General features: G+C 70.6%; 19 protein-coding genes and 1 pseudogene. 13 read left to right on the top strand and 7 right to left on the bottom strand.

Annotated features, from left to right (window positions below; all coding sequences use genetic code 11):
- The 3 genes and pseudogenes from ACPZVR_RS16220 to ACPZVR_RS25445 form a co-directional block, all read left to right on the top strand.
- Nucleotides 1-134 (top strand): annotated as a pseudogene (locus ACPZVR_RS16220) (IS3 family transposase); the annotation flags it as partial.
- Between the two features lie 247 nt (nt 135-381).
- A protein-coding gene (locus tag ACPZVR_RS16225) for an IS3 family transposase (RefSeq protein WP_436700646.1) occupies nt 382-1,676 on the top strand; the annotation gives its coding sequence in 2 pieces (ribosomal slippage) (nt 382-661 and nt 661-1,676; 1,296 coding nt in all).
- Nucleotides 1,567-2,094: a DUF8370 family protein gene (locus tag ACPZVR_RS25445; RefSeq protein ID WP_495542741.1), complete on the top strand. Its 528-nt coding sequence runs from the start codon at nt 1,567-1,569 to the stop codon at nt 2,092-2,094. Before ACPZVR_RS16225 ends, ACPZVR_RS25445 begins: the two co-directional genes overlap by 110 nt.
- Here ACPZVR_RS25445 and ACPZVR_RS16230 read toward each other — a convergent pair.
- Both ACPZVR_RS16230 and ACPZVR_RS16235 read right to left on the bottom strand, forming a co-directional pair.
- Nucleotides 2,063-2,860: a DUF6414 family protein gene (locus tag ACPZVR_RS16230; RefSeq protein WP_436700647.1), complete on the bottom strand. Its 798-nt coding sequence runs from the start codon at nt 2,858-2,860 to the stop codon at nt 2,063-2,065. The genes ACPZVR_RS25445 and ACPZVR_RS16230 overlap by 32 nt on opposite strands.
- Before the next feature lie 1,403 nt (nt 2,861-4,263).
- Nucleotides 4,264-5,181, bottom strand: a complete 918-nt coding sequence (locus tag ACPZVR_RS16235) for an HNH endonuclease (protein ID WP_436700648.1) — start codon at nt 5,179-5,181, stop codon at nt 4,264-4,266.
- 161 nt (nt 5,182-5,342) lie between these two features.
- Here ACPZVR_RS16235 and ACPZVR_RS16240 point away from each other — a divergent pair, with 161 nt between their 5' ends.
- From ACPZVR_RS16240 to ACPZVR_RS16250, 3 genes are all read left to right on the top strand, one after another.
- Nucleotides 5,343-5,714 (top strand): hypothetical protein, encoded by a 372-nt coding sequence (locus ACPZVR_RS16240; RefSeq protein WP_436700649.1) that lies wholly within the window; start codon nt 5,343-5,345, stop codon nt 5,712-5,714.
- 268 nt (nt 5,715-5,982) lie between these two features.
- A complete protein-coding gene (locus ACPZVR_RS16245) occupies nt 5,983-7,515 on the top strand; it encodes an alpha/beta hydrolase (RefSeq protein WP_436700650.1) in 1,533 nt (510 codons plus the stop codon).
- 126 nt (nt 7,516-7,641) lie between these two features.
- The gene (locus tag ACPZVR_RS16250) at nt 7,642-8,622 is read left to right on the top strand and encodes a hypothetical protein (protein WP_436700651.1); all 981 of its coding nucleotides are present in this window, start codon (nt 7,642-7,644) and stop codon (nt 8,620-8,622) included.
- Here the strand turns inward: ACPZVR_RS16250 and ACPZVR_RS16255 are convergent.
- Genes ACPZVR_RS16255 through ACPZVR_RS16265 form a run of 3 tightly spaced genes read right to left on the bottom strand, consistent with a single transcriptional unit; the run spans nt 8,603 to nt 10,888 of the window.
- A complete protein-coding gene (locus ACPZVR_RS16255; protein ID WP_436700652.1) occupies nt 8,603-9,379 on the bottom strand; it encodes an MBL fold metallo-hydrolase in 777 nt (258 codons plus the stop codon). The two genes, ACPZVR_RS16250 and ACPZVR_RS16255, sit on opposite strands and share 20 nt — an antisense overlap.
- Nucleotides 9,380-9,398: 19 nt before the next feature.
- Entirely contained in the window at nt 9,399-10,169 is a 771-nt protein-coding gene (locus tag ACPZVR_RS16260) for a sterol desaturase family protein (RefSeq protein WP_436700653.1), read from the bottom strand.
- Complete coding sequence (locus tag ACPZVR_RS16265) at nt 10,166-10,888, bottom strand: FadR/GntR family transcriptional regulator (protein ID WP_436700654.1); 723 nt, start codon at nt 10,886-10,888, stop codon at nt 10,166-10,168. The genes ACPZVR_RS16260 and ACPZVR_RS16265 overlap by 4 nt, the downstream gene beginning before the upstream one ends.
- A gap of 147 nt (nt 10,889-11,035) precedes the next feature.
- Between ACPZVR_RS16265 and ACPZVR_RS16270 the strand changes: the two genes are divergently transcribed.
- The 4 genes from ACPZVR_RS16270 to ACPZVR_RS16285 all read left to right on the top strand — a co-directional run bounded on the left by ACPZVR_RS16270 (nt 11,036) and on the right by ACPZVR_RS16285 (nt 15,520).
- Nucleotides 11,036-11,827 carry an SURF1 family protein gene (locus ACPZVR_RS16270; RefSeq protein ID WP_436700655.1) on the top strand — a complete coding sequence of 264 codons (792 nt, stop codon included), beginning with the start codon at nt 11,036-11,038 and terminating at the stop codon, nt 11,825-11,827.
- Nucleotides 11,824-12,159, top strand: a complete 336-nt coding sequence (locus tag ACPZVR_RS16275; protein WP_436700656.1) for a DUF3817 domain-containing protein — start codon at nt 11,824-11,826, stop codon at nt 12,157-12,159. Before ACPZVR_RS16270 ends, ACPZVR_RS16275 begins: the two co-directional genes overlap by 4 nt.
- A 4-nt stretch (nt 12,160-12,163) precedes the next feature.
- On the top strand, nt 12,164-14,719 hold the full coding sequence (locus ACPZVR_RS16280) for a helix-turn-helix transcriptional regulator (protein WP_436700657.1): 2,556 nt from the start codon (nt 12,164-12,166) through the stop codon (nt 14,717-14,719).
- A gap of 132 nt (nt 14,720-14,851) precedes the next feature.
- Complete coding sequence (locus ACPZVR_RS16285) at nt 14,852-15,520, top strand: hypothetical protein (RefSeq protein ID WP_436700658.1); 669 nt, start codon at nt 14,852-14,854, stop codon at nt 15,518-15,520.
- 27 nt (nt 15,521-15,547) lie between these two features.
- Here ACPZVR_RS16285 and ACPZVR_RS16290 read toward each other — a convergent pair whose 3' ends face one another.
- A complete protein-coding gene (locus tag ACPZVR_RS16290) occupies nt 15,548-15,874 on the bottom strand; it encodes a hypothetical protein (protein WP_436700659.1) in 327 nt (108 codons plus the stop codon).
- A gap of 163 nt (nt 15,875-16,037) precedes the next feature.
- Between ACPZVR_RS16290 and ACPZVR_RS16295 the strand changes: the two genes are divergently transcribed.
- Both ACPZVR_RS16295 and ACPZVR_RS16300 read left to right on the top strand, forming a co-directional pair.
- Nucleotides 16,038-16,547, top strand: a complete 510-nt coding sequence (locus ACPZVR_RS16295) for a peptidylprolyl isomerase (RefSeq protein ID WP_436700660.1) — start codon at nt 16,038-16,040, stop codon at nt 16,545-16,547.
- 10 nt (nt 16,548-16,557) lie between these two features.
- Nucleotides 16,558-17,478 (top strand): rhomboid family intramembrane serine protease, encoded by a 921-nt coding sequence (locus ACPZVR_RS16300; protein WP_436700661.1) that lies wholly within the window; start codon nt 16,558-16,560, stop codon nt 17,476-17,478.
- Nucleotides 17,479-17,823: 345 nt separating this feature from the next.
- On the opposite strand, the gene ACPZVR_RS16305 is transcribed toward ACPZVR_RS16300, so the two are convergent.
- Entirely contained in the window at nt 17,824-18,330 is a 507-nt protein-coding gene (locus ACPZVR_RS16305) for a cell division protein CrgA (protein WP_436700662.1), read from the bottom strand.
- A 77-nt stretch (nt 18,331-18,407) separates the two neighbouring features.
- On the opposite strand from ACPZVR_RS16305, the gene ACPZVR_RS16310 reads away from it, so the two are divergent.
- Entirely contained in the window at nt 18,408-19,214 is an 807-nt protein-coding gene (locus ACPZVR_RS16310; protein ID WP_436700663.1) for a DUF881 domain-containing protein, read from the top strand.

The following is a 19,214-nucleotide window of genomic DNA, read 5'->3' on the forward strand; positions in this document are numbered from 1 at the left end:
ACGAGTTGCGGATCGCGATCGTGACTTGGATCGAGAGGACCTACCACCGCCGCCGCAGGCAGGCCGGACTCGGACGATTGACCCCCATCGAGTTCGAGACCATCATGACTGCGCCAGCCACTCAGGCTGCGTGACCCAACCTGTCACCCGTTCGTGCAGCAGTCCCGATCTCGACCAACGTGCCTGGGCATCACAGTCAGAGGCTGGTGTCGAGAACGTGTCGAGGCTGGTCAGCAGCGCGGGAGCACGGTCCATAAGGTTCACAGACGAGTTCAGCGTCACCCGCCAGTCGAAGGACGACTGGTTCGACTTGGAGTGCACTGAGGAAAATGAATCGCCCCGGGTCTGATGGAGGCTCTCAATCCATGGAGGATGAGAGTCATGGCAGCACCCAGGAAGTACCCCGACGAGCTGCGTGAGCGGGCGACCCGGATGGCCGTCGAGCTCCGACAGGACGCAGCCACGAAGCAGGGCGCGATCGCTCGGGTGGCCGAGCAGTTGGGTATGCACCCCGAGACCCTGCGCAACTGGGTCCGGCAGGCCGAGATCGACGGCGGCGTCCGACCGGGCACCACGACCTGCGATGCGCAGCGGTTGGCTGAGCTCGAGCGGGAGGTCCGGGAGCTGCGGCGTGCCAACCACATTCTGAAGACGTCGGCGGCTTTCTTCGCGGCGGAGCTCGACCGCCCCACCAGCAGGTAGTTGCCTTCATCGACGCCCATCGTCACGACGTGGTCGATGGGCGCGAGGTCGGGGTCGAGCCGATCTGTGCCGTGCTGAAGAACGCCGGCGTGCAGATCGCCCCGAGCAGCTACTACGCCGCCAAGGCCAGGCGGCCTTCGGCGCGGGCGATCCGGGACGCGGAGCTGGTCGAGGACATCAAGGTCGCCCACCGGGCCAACGTCGGCGTCTACGGCGCGAGGAAGGTCCACGCCGAGCTCAACCGCGAAGGAGTCAGGGTCGCTCGGTGCACTGTGGAGCGGCTGATGCGCGCCGAGGGCCTGCGCGGGATTCCCCGGGAGAAGACCCGCAAGACCACCATCGGTGACAGCGCAGAGACCGAGCGGCCCGAGGACTTGGTGAAGCGGAAGTTCATCGCGTCCGGGCCGAACCAGCTGTGGGTGGCGGATCTGACCTACGTCAGGACTCATGCGGGCTGGACCTACGTCGCGTTCGTGCTCGATGTCTTCTCCCGGATGATCGTGGGCTGGCAGGTGTCCACCAGCCTGCGCACCGACCTGGCACTCGATGCCCTCGACATGGGTCTTTGGACCCGCCGCCGGGCCGGGCAGGACGTCACCGGCCTGGTCCATCACAGCGACCGCGGAGTCCAGTATCGAGCGATTCGCTACACCGAGCGGCTCGCCGAGGCCGAGGCCGTCGCGTCCGTCGGGTCGCGGGGCGATTCCTACGACAACGCGATGGCCGAGGCACTGAACTCCCTGTTCAAGGCCGAGTGCGTCCGCAACCCGGCGATGCGCCCCAAGGGCGGATGGAAGTCGGTAACCGACGTCGAGATCGCGGTCGCTGAATACGTCGACTGGTTCAACCACAGACGCCTTCACGGTGAGATCGGCCTCGTCCCGCCTGCCGAGTTCGAGGCCAGCTACTGGGCCAAGAACAACATCACCGACTACGTTGAAACACCCGTTCCGACCGGGGCTGGTTCCAAGTAACCGAGTCTCCACGAAACCCGGGGCGATTCAAAATCCCTTGGATGTCGATCCATTCCTGGTATTCGACGACACGGACCCCTTCTGGGCGTCGACCCATGACGACGTCATTGCCTTCTTTGGGCCTGCCCTCAACTACGTGATCAAGTCGGGAGGCAACCATGCATCGCCGCACTGGAGGAAGGCCGAGCGCAGGCTCACGTTCCCTGAGCCGAAGGAGTTCGCCCTCAGCCTGGCCATGGGTTCGCCGGACGGTGCAGGGACCGGCTCTGACTTCGCCACCCGCATGGCTGATGCGCTCGACCTCCTTCGTCGCGACAAGACTCCTCCCGGTTGGCGCAGATCTTTCCGACCAGGTATGTATGGGTGCGGTCGCTTTCCTTCGTCTATCAGCGATAGATCGCAACGAGATCCAACATGACTGCTGGGCCCTCCAGGTAGTTTTCGGCGTCCTCACCGGAGGGCTTTGTTGCTTCCATTGCCTTTCTTTCCTTGCGGGGCAACAAGTTCGAGCCGGGCAGGGCCAGGAGGGGCTTCCAACGATTCTCCGGCCAGCGCTGGGCTACCTTCCCGACGACCGTGACGAAGCCATCGAGCGCTCCGATCTCCGTAACGGATTCCGCCTTGAGTTGTGCTGCAACCTTCCAATCTGTGTCGTCCTCTCCGACGATCAGAAGATCACTGGATACCTTGTCCATGACGTCCTTCATTGCAGCCATCTCTTCGGTTGAAGGGATCCCTTGCATATCCAATTTCATCGACGAGGCCAGGGGGCTGATGGCCTGAACAAGGTCAATGATCCCGGACAGCTCCGAGCCCCCACCAGCGAGCATCTTGACGACGTCAGGGACGTAGATTTCGCATTCGACGGAGACCAGGGCGCCCTGCCCAACCGTTGCCAGCAGGTCGAGCTGTTCGAGGTCGACCCACCCCGTTTCGTCCGGCCGCGCTTGGGCGAGGCGCGCGAACCGTTCAAACTTCGCGGGCGGCGTATCAACAACCTCTCTCGTCTCGTGAGACTCCTTGCCGCGAGAACCGCTCAGTTTTGCGCCGCTTGCACCGACCGAGGCACCCATGCCGGCGTTCTTGCCACTTTGCCTCTCGATGCGGGTCGCGATCCCGTCCTCCAGCGCACCAAGGTAGTTATCGAGCGCGCGAAGATTGAGGTAGAGGAAGTTCTTCAGCATTGCTCCAGCATACTCCCGCGGACTCGCAGTCCCGTTCGATTTCCTTGCGGTGCTTAGGCGGCCTCAACCCCGCTGTTGCAAGGAGCACCTCGTTGAGTGCCTGTCCGGGAGTCTGCCAGTTCAGCGTCATTTGAGGCGGGTATTCAGACGTAGAGCGATGTCGTCGCACGCCGCCTGGGTCACGCCGATCAGGGCCGTACTCTTCGGCCAGTCCTCGCGCGGCAGTCCGTTCCTGTTCTCGTTGCTGCCGCGCTGCCAGGGCGAGTAGGGATCGGCAAAGTGGACTGGACGCCGGTCCCAAGCTTAAACGTGGCGTGCTGGGCCATCTCGGTGCCGCGATCCCAAGTGATCGACTTGATCAACTCGGTCGGCAGCGTCGAGACCATCTCGGTCAAGGTCAGCCGGATGTCTCAGGCGCGTGCCGGCCCGGGATCGGAGTGAGCGGCAGGAATCGGCTTGAGCGCTTCACCCACGCAATCACCGAACCCCTGCACTTGGCGCCCATCGCAGGTCACCCTCCCAGTGACCAGGCACTGCACGATCCGCAACCTCGGCCGGTCGGGCGCTGATCGAGACGTCCGGAGTGCACCGGATGCTGCTGCGTTTCGGGCCACCGTTCTGGGCTTTGCGCTCTAGTCGTCCCAACCTCAGGTGTCTGGCCAGCTCCCGTCGAAGCTGGCTCTTGGTCTGGACGAACAGCGCCTGATAGGTCGTCTCGTGGGACACCCGCATCGCCTCGTCGTCGGGGAACATCACCGGCAGCATCGCCGCGATCTGCTGCGGGGACCAGTCCGCCGGGACCAATTCCCAGGCCCTGTCCCGCAGTGGCGCCTGATCAAGCCGTCGCGGCACCGGCGACGTGCCCGCCGATCCGGCAACTCCTGGGCGAAGCTCGAGTCGTAGCGACCGCGATAGCCCTGCCCTGCGCCGCGCGCGATGCGACCTCGTACCGACGCCGAACCGAACCCTGACACGCCCGGTGCCAACGCAACTCACGCGACACCGTCGAGGGAGGCACCCCGATCAACGCCGCGATCGTCCGCTGCGCAGACCGACCCGATAGCCCCGCTCAATCACCGACCGCTTCCGAGCCGTCAAACGCTTCCCAGGCACGCGCCACAACCTCCACCGGACCACAACGAGTTGCAACAGCCTCTAGAAGGCCGCAGTAGAACCGTGAGAATGTAGAAGCGCCGCCGCTGGGCGGCGCTACTCGACCAGTGGAGTCCAGCAGAGTGGTGTACGACGGACCTGAGTGAGCGCGTGCCTGCAACGTAGGCGCGGCCGGCGTCCGCTAAGCGCCGCGACCACCGTTTCCGGATTCAGGGCGACGTCCACATGCCAACATGCCGACGTGATTCCGTTGGCGAGAAACCCGATCTCCCGAGCTTTAGCTCACGACCTCAGCTGGCGTCGAGGAACGCTTGGTAGCGCTCATCGAGCAGCACCCGATCGGGACGTTCCGTACGGCGCGTGGGCAGCACCATGAGCGGTTTCCCGTGGAACTCCTGGATGCCGTGGCGGAGCATCGGGCCGTCGACCTCATGCAGGACCTCGGCGTTGATCCGGACCTCGTAGTCGGGGGTGATGCCGAGGATCTGCCGGTCGTAGGCGGCGTGGTGCATCTTGCAGAGGGTGAGGCCGTTGGTGACGACGGGGCGTCCGCCGGCGCCGTCCTCGTGGATGTGGGCGGCGTCGAGGAGGTCGCTGTGGCGGAAGGAGCAGACGGCGCACGAGGTGCGGTACGCGCGGAGGACGGCGGCGCGGAACGGACGCTGGTGGAGGCGGCGCTTAGTGAGCTGCTGGCGGTACGACGGATCGAGTTCGAGCTCGACGGCCGGCCAGGTCACATCGGTCTGCGGGACGGCGTCGATGTCGACGACGAACTGCAGGTCCGCCAGCTCCTCGCCGACGAGGTAGATCGGGTACAGCGCGCTGTAGCCGCCGCCCTGGACGCCCAGCCACCAGATCAGCGGCAGCCGCTCGACCATGGCCTCGCGGAGCGCGCGGTTCTCGAAGTGGTTCGGGTCGTCGCCGCGCATCTTGTAGCGGTAGAAGCCGTCGGTCCCGACCGCGTCGTCGTAGGGCCGATTGCTGCCCTCGGGGCGGAAGACCGTCCGGAAGGACAGCGCGGCGACGAACTGCCCCGGCTTCCAGATCCCTTGCTGGGTGGGCATGAGCCGGACGGTCTCGCCGGCGAGGGTGAGTCCGCTCGTGTCGGCCTGGGTGAAGGTCTCCTTGCCCGCGGCGCGCTGCTGGTCGAGCCAGGCGAAGGCGGCATGCCGGATCGCGAGCTCACGCAGTCGCTGGTCCGGGGCCACGGCCGGATCATCTCAGGATTGGCAGAGGCGGGTTGAGCTTTGCGCCGGAATCCTCACTTCGGGCCAACAAACGCCTCGTAGCAAGGGCGCGGTGCGGATACCGTGCCCGGATGTACCAGCGGCGCCGGCCATCCCCATCCCCGCCACGCGAGGACCCGTCGGTGGCGGTGGTGGAGCAGATCCTCACCACGGCGGCCGCGCGGTCCGCGCCTCCGGTGCCGCGGCTCAACGACCGGTTCAGCGCCGATCGGGCCGTGTGGCTGTGCGCCTGCGTCACGGACTTCGGCGCCGATGCGCCGACCTGGCTGATCGTCGACTCCGACGACGGTGGCATCGCGTGGTGCAGGGTGCCGGACGGCTTCGCGGTCTCGACCTTCGTGAGTGCACCGCTCGTCACCGGCGACCACCTGCACCCCGAGCAGGTGCTGCACTGGCTGGAGGGCCGGGAGGACCGTTCCTGGCCGGGCGCCGGGACAGACCGTGAGGTCGTCGAGAGGTTGGGGCGGAAGATCCGCGATCTCCAGGCGGATTGAACGACCCTCCATCGGGTACGGCGTCGCACGGACTCTTGCGGCCGAGCCCGGACGACACCGGAGATTGTCCTGCGCGCCGGGGTGGACGTGAGGCCGGAGAAGAGGCAGGGTCGGAGGGTGCTCCGGTTCTGCCGGGCACATCTCGGAAGACACCTCATCTCGGAAGGTTGTTGAAGTGAAGAGAGCACTGACGATCGTGGCGTCGGTAGCGACGGCAGCAGCTGTGCTGGTGCCAGGGGGGAGCAGCGCCGCGCCGCAGGCTCCGCAGGTGACTCAGGCCGAGCCCGCGGCGTACACGCCGCCGGCGCCCGTGTGGGGGGCCTGCACCAACCAGCGTCTGATCGACGCGGGTGCGCAGTGCGCGATGCTCGAGGTCCCCCTCGACTACGACAAGCCCCAGGGCAAGAAGATCCAGATCGCCATCAGCCGGGTGCTGCACACCGACCCGGACTACAAGGGCATGATCGCGGGCAACCCGGGTGGACCCGGCGGCTCCGGTCTCGGCATGGCCCGCCTCGGCGCGGCGATCCCCAACGGCGTGGGCGCGAAGTACGACTGGTACGGCTTCGACCCGCGCGGTGTCGGCAGCAGCGAGCCGTCGTTGAACTGCAACCCCAACTACCCGGGTGCTGGCTACGACCGGCCGAACTACGTGCCGACGAAGAAGAAGGACATGAAGTGGTGGCAGAAGACCACCCGCAAGTACGCCAAGGCGTGCTCGAAGTCCGACGGGAAGCGGCTCCTCAAGCACATGCACACCACCGACGTCGCCCAGGACCTCGAGAGCCTGCGCAAGGCCGTCGGCGCGCCGAAGCTGAACTACTACGGCTTCTCCTACGGCACCTACCTCGGCCAGATCTACGCGACGATGTTCCCGAAGAAGGTCGGCCGGTTCGTGTGGGACGGCGTGCTCAACGCGGACCGTGCGTTCTACCAGTCCAACGTCGACCAGAACATCCAGTTCGACAAGAACATCCGCATCTACTTCAAGTGGCTGGCCCAGAACGACGCGGTCTTCGGCCTCGGCACGAGCGGCAAGGCGATCCGCAAGGGCTACTACAAGCTGCTCAAGAAGCTCGACAAGCAGCCCGCGGCCGAGGGCAGGCTGGGGCCCGACGAGCTCGGTGACGTGCTGCTCAGCGCCGGCTACTACGTCTACGACTGGAACGCCATCGGCCTCGCGTACGCGAAGCTCGTGAAGACCGGCGACGGCTCGGACCTGATCGCGATGTACGCCGAGCCCGGCGACGACAACGGCTTCGCCGTCTACAACGCCGTGCAGTGCACCGACGCGAAGTGGCCGGGGTGGAAGCAGACGGAGGCCGACGCCTGGCGCGTGCACAAGAAGCACCCGTTCCTGACGTGGGGCAACACCTGGTACAACGCGCCCTGTCTCAACTGGCCGGCGAAGTCGCGGGAGGCGTTCGACGTCAGCGGCAAGAAGGTGAAGTCGCCGATCCTGATGATCGCCGAGACCAAGGACGCCGCCACGGTGTTCTCCGGCGCGGTGGCCACGCGCAAGGCGTTCCCGACCTCGTTCCTCATCGAGGGCAAGGGCGGTACGACGCACTCCGGGTCGCTGTCCGGCATCGCCTGCACCGACGACCTGGTGGCGAGCTACCTCGACACCGGCGTGCTCCCGAAGCGCAGCAAGAAGAAGCGCAGCGACCTGAAGTGCGACCCGGTCCCGCCGCCGACGGCGAGCACGTCGGCCCGGGGCACCAGCCCGCTGACGGTCGACGACCGGATGCCGGCCGACCTGCGCCGGCTGATCGTCGAGGCGCAGGCCTCCGGGCGCTGATCGATGATGAGGTGACGGGGGTCGAGCAGACGGGGTGATCCCCACCCACGAGCGGGCGTCGGCGATCTCGTCGGCGCCCGCTCGCATCTGCGGCGCCCCCGCGCGTGGCATGGCAAGATGCGGCGGGTGAGCGGCATGGGGCGGGTCGGTGCGGTACTTGGCGCCTTCGTCGTCCTCGCCGGTCTCTCCGCCTGCAGCGGCGATCCCGAGCCGGTCAAGCAGCAGGTGCCGGAACCCGAGGTTGCCGTCGCCGAGTACGACGCCTCGAAGGAGCCCTCCGCCGCCGTGCTCGCACTCGTGCCGGCCGCGGCGACGACGCTCGAGGTCACCGACTTCGACCAGCTGCGCCTCGTCCTCGGGTTCTCCACCCTCGACGAGGCCACGCCCGCCCCCGAGCGCGAGCGGTTCTGGCAGCGGATCCGGAAGACCGCGGCCCTCTCCGAGGGCCTGCTGCGGCCGTTCGACCAGCGGCTGCGCAACCAGTTCGGCGTCAGCCAGGACGACGTCGCCTGGGAGGCGCGCTGGTCCGGGGCGGGCGGCCCGGCCGACGCGGGCTGGGTGCTCGCCTTCCACGACGACCTGCCGATGGCCGCGGTGCAGCGGGCGATCGAGGCCGGGGTCGGTCCGCTCGCGGGGGCGGTCGTCGACGAGGCACGCCGCCTGGTCACCGCGACCGCGCCTCCCGCGCCGGCCGACTCGTGGGGCGCCGACCCTGAGCTGGTCGCGCTCACCGGGAGCGAGGCCGTGTCGACGTACGTCGAGCGTGGATGCACGCCCTTCGCCACCGTCTTCGGCGCGGGGATCGAGGAGCAGCTCGCCGCGGCGCCGGCCGCCGCGCTCCACGGCCTCGACGAGCTCGAGGCCTGGTCGGTCGCCCTCGGCACGGAGCTGGTGACGGTGCAGCTCGGCAAGGCGCGCAGCGACGCCTTCGACCGGGTCCGGCTGGCCGACGTGATGCCGCCGACCGACCCGGAGTTCGGGCTGGTCATGAGCCGCGGCGTCGCCGACCCGTCGAGCGGCCGGCTGGGCTACACCCTGGCCGATCCGCCCGCCGCCGCCCGGCTGGTGCGCGAGCGGCGGCTGCCGTTCACGGTCTGTCCGAGCTGAGCGCGTCGTACTGCGCCCGGTCGTGGGCGCAGATGATGGTGACCTCGTCGCCGCGGGCGAGCTCCTGCAGCCGCGCGAGGTTGGCCACGCGCTGGCGGTTGTCGACCGCCATCAGCCGCTGGAACGCCGCGAGCGAGGCCGGGCAGGTCGGCGGTTCCTGCAGCTGCCCGCTGTGGAAGAAGGCGTCGCCGGCGTGGAGCAGCCACCGTCCGTCGTCGCGGCGTACGGCGACCCCGGCGTGGCCGCGCGTGTGGCCGTGCAGCGGGATGATCACGACGTCGTCGCCGAGCGCGGTGACCGACGCGAACCCGAACCAGTCGTCGCCGTCCTCGCGGTGCAGCGTCCACTGCGGCCGGTGCGCCCACTGGCCGGCGACGTAGCGGGCCTTCTCGCGCGCGGTCGGGCGGGTGGCGGCGGCGTGCTCGGTCGCGTGGATGTGCACGCGGGCGTGGGGGAAGTCGCCGATGCCGCCCGCGTGGTCGAGGTCGAGATGGGTCAGCAGGATGTCGGTGACGTCGGCCGGGTCGTGGCCGCGCGCCTTCACCTGCGCGAGCGCCGTCTCGCCCGGGTCGAGGGCGGGGCGCACCGTGGTGAGGAAGGGTCGACCGAGCCGGCGGCGGTCGGCGAGATCGCCGGTGCCGAAGCCGGTGTCGACCAGGGCGAGGCCGTCCGGACGCTCGAGGAGCAGCACGTGGGCGACCATGGGGGGAGCGAGCGGCGGCCGCATGGTCGCGCAGTTGAGGTGGTGGATCCGCACGGGCGTCAGCCTGTCATGGTCACAGCGACAGGTCGTGGAGGCGCTGGACGGTCGGAGACGTCGGCACCGTGCTCGGGTCGGGCGCGGTGCCGAACAGCCGGTCCGCCGTCCCGGCCGAGGTGACCGTGAACCAGTAGTGCTCGCTCTTGTAGTGGTGCAGCCGGTGGTTGCGCCAGACCTTGCGGTACCACGCGGACTTCGGCCGGTAGTCGCTGTGCAGCAGGTAGTGGGTCCACTCGTAGGCCGACTTGATCGCGTAGACCGCCGTCAGCAGCGTGAACATCGCGGCGGTGGTCGGGGTGACCAGCCAGGCCAGTGCGGTCCACGCCGGCGCGAGCCAGAGCTGGGCCTGCCACGGGATGAACACGAGCGGGATGGCGCGCGGGTCGGCGTGGTGGGCGCGGTGCTTGCGGGCCAGCAGCGGGTCGACGGTGAGCGGGCCGAGCCGACGGGGCCTCCAGTGCAGGATGAACACGTGGACGACCCACTCCACGACCGGCAGGATCGCCACCAGGCCGAGCGGGATCGCCAGCTCCCACCAGCTGCCGGGGCCCGACAGGAGCCGGCCGGTGATCGCGGCGGCCAGGCAGGTCGTCAGCAGGTAGGGGCTCGGGTGGCGCCAGAACTCGGCGAACACCGCGCCCATCGTCTGATGGGTACGACGGCCGGCGGACCGGTCGCCGACGTACGTGCCGTCCAGCCTGCTGCCGGGGCTCCCGTCGAGGCGGGCCTCGTCCTCGGCCAGCCGGCGCCGCGCGTGCGCCTCCCGGGGGCTCACGGGCTCGCTCACCGGTCGGCGCCCATCGCGGTGAACGCGCCGAGCAGTGTCTCCGCGGTCGGACCGAGCACCCGCGTCGCGGCGGCGCGGGCGGTGGGACCGTCGCCGGCGCGGACCGCGGCGGTGAGCAGCCGGTAGGGCTCGACCTGGCCGACCTCGCCGGCCAGCAGGGTCGCCAGCGCGGGCAGCGCCGGCTCGTAGGCGGCGCGCAGGCTGTTGAACATCAGCCGGAAGACCATCGAGTCGGCGCCGTCGACGAGCAGATCCCAGTAGTCGAGGGCGAGCACCTGCCAGCGCACCGCGTCGGTGGTGGTCGTCATCTCCTCGGCCACGGCGTCCAGGCCGGTGGCGAGTGCCGGTCCGCCCCGCTCGGCGGCCAGGGCGGCGATCCCGGGCCCGACCTCGGCGCGCGCCTCGATCACGCTGCGCCCGATGGAGGTGTCGAGCGTGCCGCCGCGCACGAGCAGCCGCGGCAGCAGGTCCAGCCCGGCGGCGCGCCGGAAGTCGCGGACCACGCTCGCGCCGCCGTGCCGCACCTCGACCAGTCCGGTCTGCGCGATCCGCTGCAGCGCCTCGCGCACCGCCGGCCGGGAGATGCCGAGCACCTCGGCCAGCCGGCGCTCGCTCGGCAGCGGCTCGCCGGCGGGCAGCTCGCCGTCGACTACCTCGTCGAGGAGCTGGTCGAAGACCTGGTCGGAGACCGAGCGGCGGGTGACGGGACGCAGAGCCATGGGTGTCACGGTAGGCGCCGGTGGACAGGTGGTCAAGTGGTCTTACCAGTTCGGGTTTGGGCAGAGACTGCATGCTTTGGGCCCCCAATTGCGTGGATTGGTCCCAAACCGCAGTGCTTCGACCCCGCGTCGTAGGCTGCACGTGTGGTGCCTTGGTGGAGCGTGCGGCTGTGGGGTGCCCACCTGCTCGGTCTCCTCTGCGTCGGCATCGCGGTCGGCATGGGGGCGTGGCAGTACGACGCCTACCAGGCCCGTCGCGCCGCCGAACGGGTCGACCTCACCCGGGCCGAGCCGGTCCCGATCACCGACGTGATCGGTGCCGACGACCCGTTCCCGACCGCCGGCCTCGGTCGCCCGGTCGACGTCCGCGGCACGTTCCTGCCCGAGGGCACCGTCCTGGTGTCCGGGCGCGCGGGGGCCGACGGCGCCGACGGCGGCTGGCTGGTCACGCCGATCACCGTCGGCGACGCGTCCGCGCCCGCCGTACCCGTCGTCCGCGGCTGGGTCGCGGACGGCGCCGACCTGGCCGCCCTGCCGGCGCCGCCGGCCGGCGAGGTCGACCTGCGCGGCTGGCTGCAGCCGCCGGAGGGCACCGGTCAGGTGGACGAGGACCCGAGCGACGACGTCCTGCCGGAGCTGCGTATCGCGGACCTGGTGCAGCGCGTCGACCAGGACCTCTACGGCGCCTACGTGATCGCCGAGGAGCCGCTGGCCGCCGACGCGGCCGCCGGGGTCGACGGCGCGACCCTCGACCAGCTGCCGGAGGCGAGCCGGTTCACGGGCCTGCGCAACCTGCTCTACGCCATCGAGTGGTGGGTCTTCGCGGCGTTCGCCGCCTTCCTGTGGTTCCGCTACGTGCGCGACGCCACCTCGGAGCGGACCGTCGAGGAGGCCGCCGCCGAGGAGACCGAGGGCGTCGTCGTACCCTCGGAGCCGTGACCAAGCTCTTCACCGTCTACCGCGTGCTCGCGCTCGTGGTCGGCGTGCTTCTCCTCGTCGGCACCGTCGGCTCGCTGCTGAAGTACCTGCTCGAGGACGGGACGTCGCTGCAGCGGTTCGGCGACGACCTCACCCCGATCTGGCTGATCCACGGCTGGATCTACATCGTCTACGTCGTCGTCGCCTTCCTCCTGACGCAGAAGGCGCGGTGGACGATTCCGCAGCTGCTGCTGATGCTGGTGGCGGGCCTGATCCCCGGCCTGATCTTCTGGGTCGAGCGCCGGGTCGCCCAGCGGCTGCGCGAGGACAACCCGGAGCTCGCGAACAGCTGACGCCGTGCGGACCATCGGGCGGGGCGAGGAGCTCGAGCGGCTGCGTACGGCGCTCGCCCGGGCCGAGTGCCAGGTCGTCCTCATCGCCGGCGAGGGTGGGGTCGGCAAGACCCACCTGCTCGACGTCCTCGCCTGCGACACCGGTGCCGTCCGTGCGTACGGCACCGCCGCCCTGGCCGGCGTACCGCTCAGCGCGATGGCGCACCTGGTCGCCCCCACCTCGGTCGCGATGACGGCGATGGTCGCCGACGTCGTCCGGGCCGTGCCCGCCGGCGGGGTGCTCGCCGTCGACGACCTGGACCAGTGCGACGATGTCTCCCTCGGGGTCGCGCTGCGGGTGGCGCGCGACCACGGGCGCACCGTGGTGGCGACCGTGCGGACCCAGGACGGCGTCCTGCCGGCGGCGATCGGCGCGTTCGCGCACGATCTCGGGACCGAGCTGGTCACGGTCGGCGTCTTCACCCGTGAGGAGACCGAGCGGTTCGTCCAGGACCTGCTCGGCGACGTGGTCGACGCCGGGATCGTCCAGGAGGTCTGGAGCCGGACCGGCGGCAACGCCCTGTTCATCGCCCAGGTCATCGGCGAGGCCCGGCATGCCGGGACGCTCCATCATGAGCCAGCCGGCTGGGTCGCCCGCGGGAGCCTCAGCGTGCCGGTCCGGCTGCGGCAGGCGCTGCTCGCCCGGCTCGCCGGCAGCTCGGACGAGGCCCAGGAGGCGGCCCGGGTCGTCGCGGCCGTCGGCCGGATGTCGCTCGAGGAGGTCGAGCGGTGGGGTGCGGCGACCGTCGACGAGCTGGTCGGCCTCGGCGTACTGCGGTGGGACGGGCCGGTCCTGCGCTTCGTGCACCCGCTCTTCGCGGAGGTTCTCTGGGACGACACCTCGCCGGTCGCCCGCCGCCGCCTGCTGCGCCAGCATCTCGAACTTGCGCAGCGCTCCCCCACACCCGACGTCGTCCGGATCGCCGTGCTCAGCCTCGATGCCGGCGAGCGGCCCGATCCGTCCGGCCTGCTGGCCGCGGCGCGGCTCGCCAACGCGGGCGGCTCGGCCGAGACGGCCCGGCGTCTCGCGGCCGCCGCCGTGGAGCTCGGCGACGGCGAGGTGGCCGGCCAGGCTGCCCTGGTCCTGGCCGCGGCGCTCAGCGAGCTGGGCCGCTCGGGCGAGGCCGTCGAGGCGCTGCGCGCCACCCTGGCCCGGATCGAGCCCGGGCCGCTGGCGATCGCCCTCGCCGTCACCGTGCACAAGCTGATCGTCTGGGGGACCTTCGACGTCGCCGCGGCCGCGGCCGCCCTGCGGGCCGAGGCGCGGCGCTACCCCGCGGGGGCGCCGATGGTCCGCGAGGCGTTCGCGATCGCCGAGGCCGACAGCCGGATCTACGCCGCCGAGGCGCACCGCGCCCAGCAGTTGCTCGACGGCATCGACCTCGCCGCGCTGCCTCCGGCGCTGCGCACCCTGCACGCGACGACCCGGGTCCACGTGCTCACCCACCTCGGCCGCACCGCCGAGGCACTCGATCTGGTTGGCGGCACCCTCCGTCTCGCGCTCGACCATCCGCAGGAGGTCATCCCCGGCACCCGGGACCGGCTGCTGACGATCGCCAGTCACGCCGCGCGCGAGCACGGGAGCTACGCCCTCGCCGTCGAGTACGGCGAGCGCTCGCACGACGGTGCCCTCGCCGACGGCATCGTGGTCGGCCGCGCCTGGGGAGCCGTCGTCGCCTCGGCCGCCTGGGGCCAGGTCGGCGACCTCGACGCAGCGGTGCTCTGGGCCCGGCGCGCGCTCGTCGCCGCGACCGCCTGCGGGATGGTCGACGCGCAGCGGCTGGCGATCGCGATGCTCATGGTGTGCACCGGGAGCCGCGGCGAGGCGGTGTCCCCGGATCTGCTCGCCCGGCTCGCGGCGCTCCCCGAGGGCGTCGGCTTCCTGCGGCACCAGATGCCGATCGCCCACGCCTGGGCGGAGTACGGCGCGGGCCGGCCCGGCCGCGCCCGCGGTCTCCTGCGCGAGGGCGAGCGGGCGACCCGCGAGGTCGAGGCCCGGGTGACCGAGGCCTGGATCCTGCATGAGCGGCTCCGGATGGGCGACCGGGAGGGCGTCGCCGCACGCCTGGCCGAGCTCGACCTCGACTCGCCGCTCGCCGTGGCCCGGCTCCGGCTGGCCACCGCGCTCGACCGGCACGACGGCGCCGGCGTCGTCGCGGCGGCCGAGGACTTCGTCGGCCTCGGGGCGATCCTCGCGGCGGCCGAGGCCGCGGCGGAGGGATCCCGGCTCCTGACCGGGCGCGCCGCGGCCGCCGCCCGACGGCAGGCGCACGAGCTGGCCGCCCGGATCGGGCAGCCCGCCACGCCGCTGCTGGTCGGTCTCCCGCAGGACCCGCTGAGCCGGCGCGAGCGCACCGTCGCCGAGCTCGCCGCCGACGGCGCCTCGAACGCCGAGATCGCCGCGCGGCTGCACCTGTCGGTCCGCACCGTCGAGAACCACCTGAGCCGGGCCTACGCCAAGCTCGGGGTGTCGTCCCGCGGTGGGCTGGCCGCGGCGATCGGCGTACCCGAGCGTCCCTGACCCCCGCGGCAATTGAGTGGTGACCACTCAAGCCCGGGAGGCGCCGGCGTTCCTAGCCTCCGTGGGGCCGGACGGTCCCGTCCGGTTCACGCGCGCCCCGCTCGGGCGGGGTCTCGGAAGGAAGCAGACATCATGACCGTCCTTCGCAGGCTCCTCGCACCCGGCGTCGTGCTCGCTGCGGTGCTCGCCCTCGCCCTCGCCGGTGGCTCCTACGCCGCAGGCAAGATCACCGGAAAGCAGATCGCCAAGAACGCGATCGTCTCCAAGCACGTCAAGGACGGCAGCCTGGTCGCCGCGGACCTCTCGCCGTCGGCGCTGGCCGCGCTCAGGGGCGCCCCGGGCGACAAGGGCGCGGCCGGTGAGAAGGGTGCGACCGGTGCGACCGGCGCGCCGGGTCCGCAGGGCAGCGCCGGACCCCAGGGTGCGACCGGCCCGCAGGGCGCCACCGGTCCCCAGGGACCGCAGGGCGCCACCGGCCCGCAGGGCGCGACCGGACCTCAGGGGCCGGCCGGGGTCCTCGGCCTGCAGGCAGTCCTGTACACCACGGTCGATTCCCAAGCCACGCCCCAGGCCAACGTCGTGGCGAACAACGCCGAGGTGACCCGCTGGTACAAGTGCCCGGCCGGCAAGTTCCTGATGAACTGGACCCTCGCCAACGTCAACATCGATAACATCTTCGTCACGCCCACGGTGGGCACCGCGGACGCCTTCCACCGGGTCAGCGAGGTAGGCCTGCGGATCTCCAACACCGGGTCGACCAGCCTGTCGTTCAATGTCAACCTGATGTGCTTCTCAGGCTGACCGGCCGGTCCTCGGAGCCCTGGGCGCTCAGTTCTGCGGCTCCTCCGGCAACGGGTCGGTCAGCGGGTCCGGGGTCGGCGGCGGGGGCACCTGATCCGGAGCGTCGGCCGCGCCCGGCAGGTCGGCCGGCTCGTCGATCGGCTCCGGCGCGTTGTCGACGAGCAGCTCGTCGGGCGCCGGCGCGGGCGGTGCCGGCGGCTCCGGGGTGTCCGGCGGCAGCGGCGGTGTGGGCGGGTTCGGCGCGGACTGCCACAGCGACGCCTCGTCGGCGCCCCCGGCCTGCAGCCGCTTCGCGACCGTCGCGACGAGCGCTCCCAACCCCCCGAGGACCACGAGCTTCTTCAGCTTTCCCATCCCGAGCCTCCTTCGCCGTACGGCGCTCTGTCGGCCCGGTCGGACCGACAGGTCCATCCCACCACGTCCTCCGCGGCAGGTACACCCGTCGTACCTGTGCTGCCTCAGTAGGATCGACCTCGTTCCGCACCACATCCCCACCAGCTGGAGACGAGGCACTTCCATGGCAGAGCCGCAGGCCGTCCTGAAGACCAACAAGGGCGACATCACGCTCAACCTGTTCCCGAACCACGCGCCGGAGACGGTCGCCAACTTCACCGGTCTCGCCACGGGCGAGAAGGCCTACGACGCCGGCAACGGGGCGAGCGGCCCGTTCTACGACGGCCTCACCTTCCACCGGGTCATCCCCGGCTTCATGATCCAGGGCGGTTGCCCGCTCGGCACGGGCACCGGCGGCCCCGGCTACACCTTCAAGGACGAGCCGCACCCCGAGCTGGTCTTCGACAAGCCCTACCTGCTCGCGATGGCGAACGCCGGCCCCGGCACCAACGGCTCGCAGTTCTTCATCACCGTCGGCGCCACCACCTGGCTGAACTTCAAGCACACGATCTTCGGCGAGGTCGCCGACCAGGCCGGTCGCGACGTCGTCGACGCGATCGCCGCGGTCCCGACCGGCCGCAACGACAAGCCGGTCGAGCCGGTCGTGATCGAGTCCGTCGAGATCATCGGCTGACGCTCCTCCCATGAGCACCCCTCCGGTCGGAGTGCCGACCTGCTACCGGCACTCCGACCGTGAGACCTGGATCCGCTGCCAGCGCTGCGAGCGCCCGATCTGCCCCGACTGCATGCACGAGGCGGCCGTCGGCTTCCAGTGCCCCGAGTGCGTCGCCGAGGGGCGCGCGTCGGTGCGGCAGGCGAAGACGGCGTACGGCGGCCAGATCTCCGCGAACCCCGGCGCGGTCTCCGTCGCGCTGATCGGCATCAATGTCGTCATCTGGATCGCGATCATGGCCTCGGGCCGGTACGGCAGCCGGCTCTACGAGCTCTTCGCGCTGGCCCCCCGCGGCTCGTGCCGCGAGAGCAACGGCGGCTACTACCCGTTCGTCGACGAGGCGAGCTGCCGGACCGGCACCACGGCCCACTGGGCGGACGGGGTCAGCGACGGCGCCGTGTGGCAGCTGCTCACCTCGATGTTCACCCACGTCGAACCGTGGCACCTCGGCTTCAACATGCTCGCCCTGTGGGTGCTCGGGCCCCAGCTGGAGTCGATCCTCGGCCGCGGCCGCTACCTCGCGCTCTACCTGCTCTCCGGCCTCGCCGGCTCGGTCGCCGTCTACTGGCTCTCGGGCGAGCAGACCACCACGGTCGGCGCCTCCGGCGCGGTCTTCGGCCTGATGGGCGCGCTCGTCGTCGTCGGGCTCAAGGTCGGCGGCAACGTGCAGAGCCTGCTGGTGTGGATCGGCATCAACGTCGTCCTCACCTTCTCCCTGTCCAACGTCTCCTGGCAGGGCCACTTCGGCGGCCTCCTCGGGGGTGCCGCGATCGCGGCGGTGCTGGTCTTCGCGCCCCGCGCGCGGCGTACGGCGATCCAGGTGGGTGGGCTTGCCGCGCTCGGCGTGCTCCTCGTGGTCGCCACGGTGCTGCGCACCCTCGTGCTGACCTGATCGCCCTTGTAACTAAGGGTGACAGCACGAATTTCGGTGCCACAGCACCCGGGTAGGTGTCCTAGCACCCGGGGAGTCGCGCCGGGCGGCTGCTCGGCGGCCTGGCGCGTCGTTCGAGCATCTACCCGGGCGGTATGACACCTACCCGGGCGCTGTGGCACCCCGAAACCGTACGTAACCCTTAGTTACAAGCGGCGGCGACGCCTTTCCCACAGGCTTTTCCACTGGTGTGGACGAATCACACCCATGTAGTTCTCCCCAGGTGTGGAGATCTCTGGGGAAAACGAAACGCCGCGCCGGGGACCCAGGTCCACCGGCGCGGCGTACGACGTGTGCGGGCGCGGGCTACTCCCAGCGGGTGGCGAAGGCGAAGCCGACGGCCATGAAGGCGATGCCGACGAAGAGGTTCTTCTGCCCGAGGTCACTCATGATCGGGATGTCCTTCGGGTCCTCGCCGGTGAGGAAGATGTAGAAGACACAGATCCAGACCAGGCCGACGATGAAGCAGGCCAGCATCCCGATGACGACGCCGCGGCCGCGGCCGAACGGGGTCTTCGGGTGGGCCGCGACCATCAGGCCGAGGAAGAACGCGATGAACCCGATCAGGTAGTTCTTGCCCTCGAGGTCGGCGAGGAACGACGGTCCGCCGGGCTGGCGGACCTTGCCGTCGGAGCCGATGCTGCCGAAGCCGTCGGTCGGCCGGATGCCGAAGTAGTAGTACAGGATCCAGGCGATGCCGCCGAGGATGAGCACCAGCGCGACCGCGAACCGGATGCTCAGGACGGGGCCACGATCCGGGTCGCCGAAGACCTCGCGCTCCTTGCGCTTCGACAGGCGGGACGACTTCGCCACGGGTGGCTCCTCGATCGGGTTCGGGCGCCGCGCGAGCCCCGTGGGCGCGCGCGACAGTGGTGGTGGACACTGTCAGTATGACGGGTGCCCATGCCGGAGGTACGACAGGCCGCCGACCCGAGGCGGCTCGTCGCTCCCTCGTGTGGCGCGTCGGCACCCCCGTCGTGGTGCTCCTGAGCGGTGCGCTGCTGGCCGTGTCGGCCACCAACAGCGAGGGTTCCGACCTGCGCCCGGGCCGCTACACGGACCTGTCCGGGCTGGTCGAGGGCGAGGCCGCGGACTTCCGCAAGGTGGAGAACCGCTACCAGGAGCTCTCCGATCAGGTCGACCGGCTCACCGACGCGGTCAGCGACAAGGGCGTGCGGGACGCGCGGCGCGAGATCGCCGAGCTGCGCGACCCCGCCGGCATGACGCCGCGCACCGGCCCCGGCCTGCAGATCACCCTCTCCGACGCCCCCGAGGAGCTGCTCGACGAGGCGGTCGAGCGCAACAAGGGCCTCGACCCCGAGCAGCGGCTCAACCTCAACCGGTTCGTGGTGCACCAACAAGACATCCAGGCGGTGGTCAACGCGCTGTGGCGGGGCGGCGCGACCGCGGTCACGATCGCCGGGCAGCGGGTCATCTCGACGACCGGCATCCGCTGCAAGGGACCGGTGGTCCAGCTCCAGGGCGAGCCGTTCCCGCAGCCCTATGTCATCGAGGCCGTCGGCGACCCGAGCGAGCTCTACGGCTCGGTCGCGGCCGACCCGATCGTCAGCGGCTACCGCAAGGACGCGGAGAACCCGCTCATCGAGATGGGCTGGTCCCTGGAGTTCGAGGAGCGGATCGAGGCGCCGGCGTACGACGGCCTCGTGGACCTGCAGTACGCCCGGCCGCTGCGCTGA

This window comes from Nocardioides segetis, from assembly GCF_051390595.1.
GTDB lineage: Bacteria > Actinomycetota > Actinomycetes > Propionibacteriales > Nocardioidaceae > Nocardioides.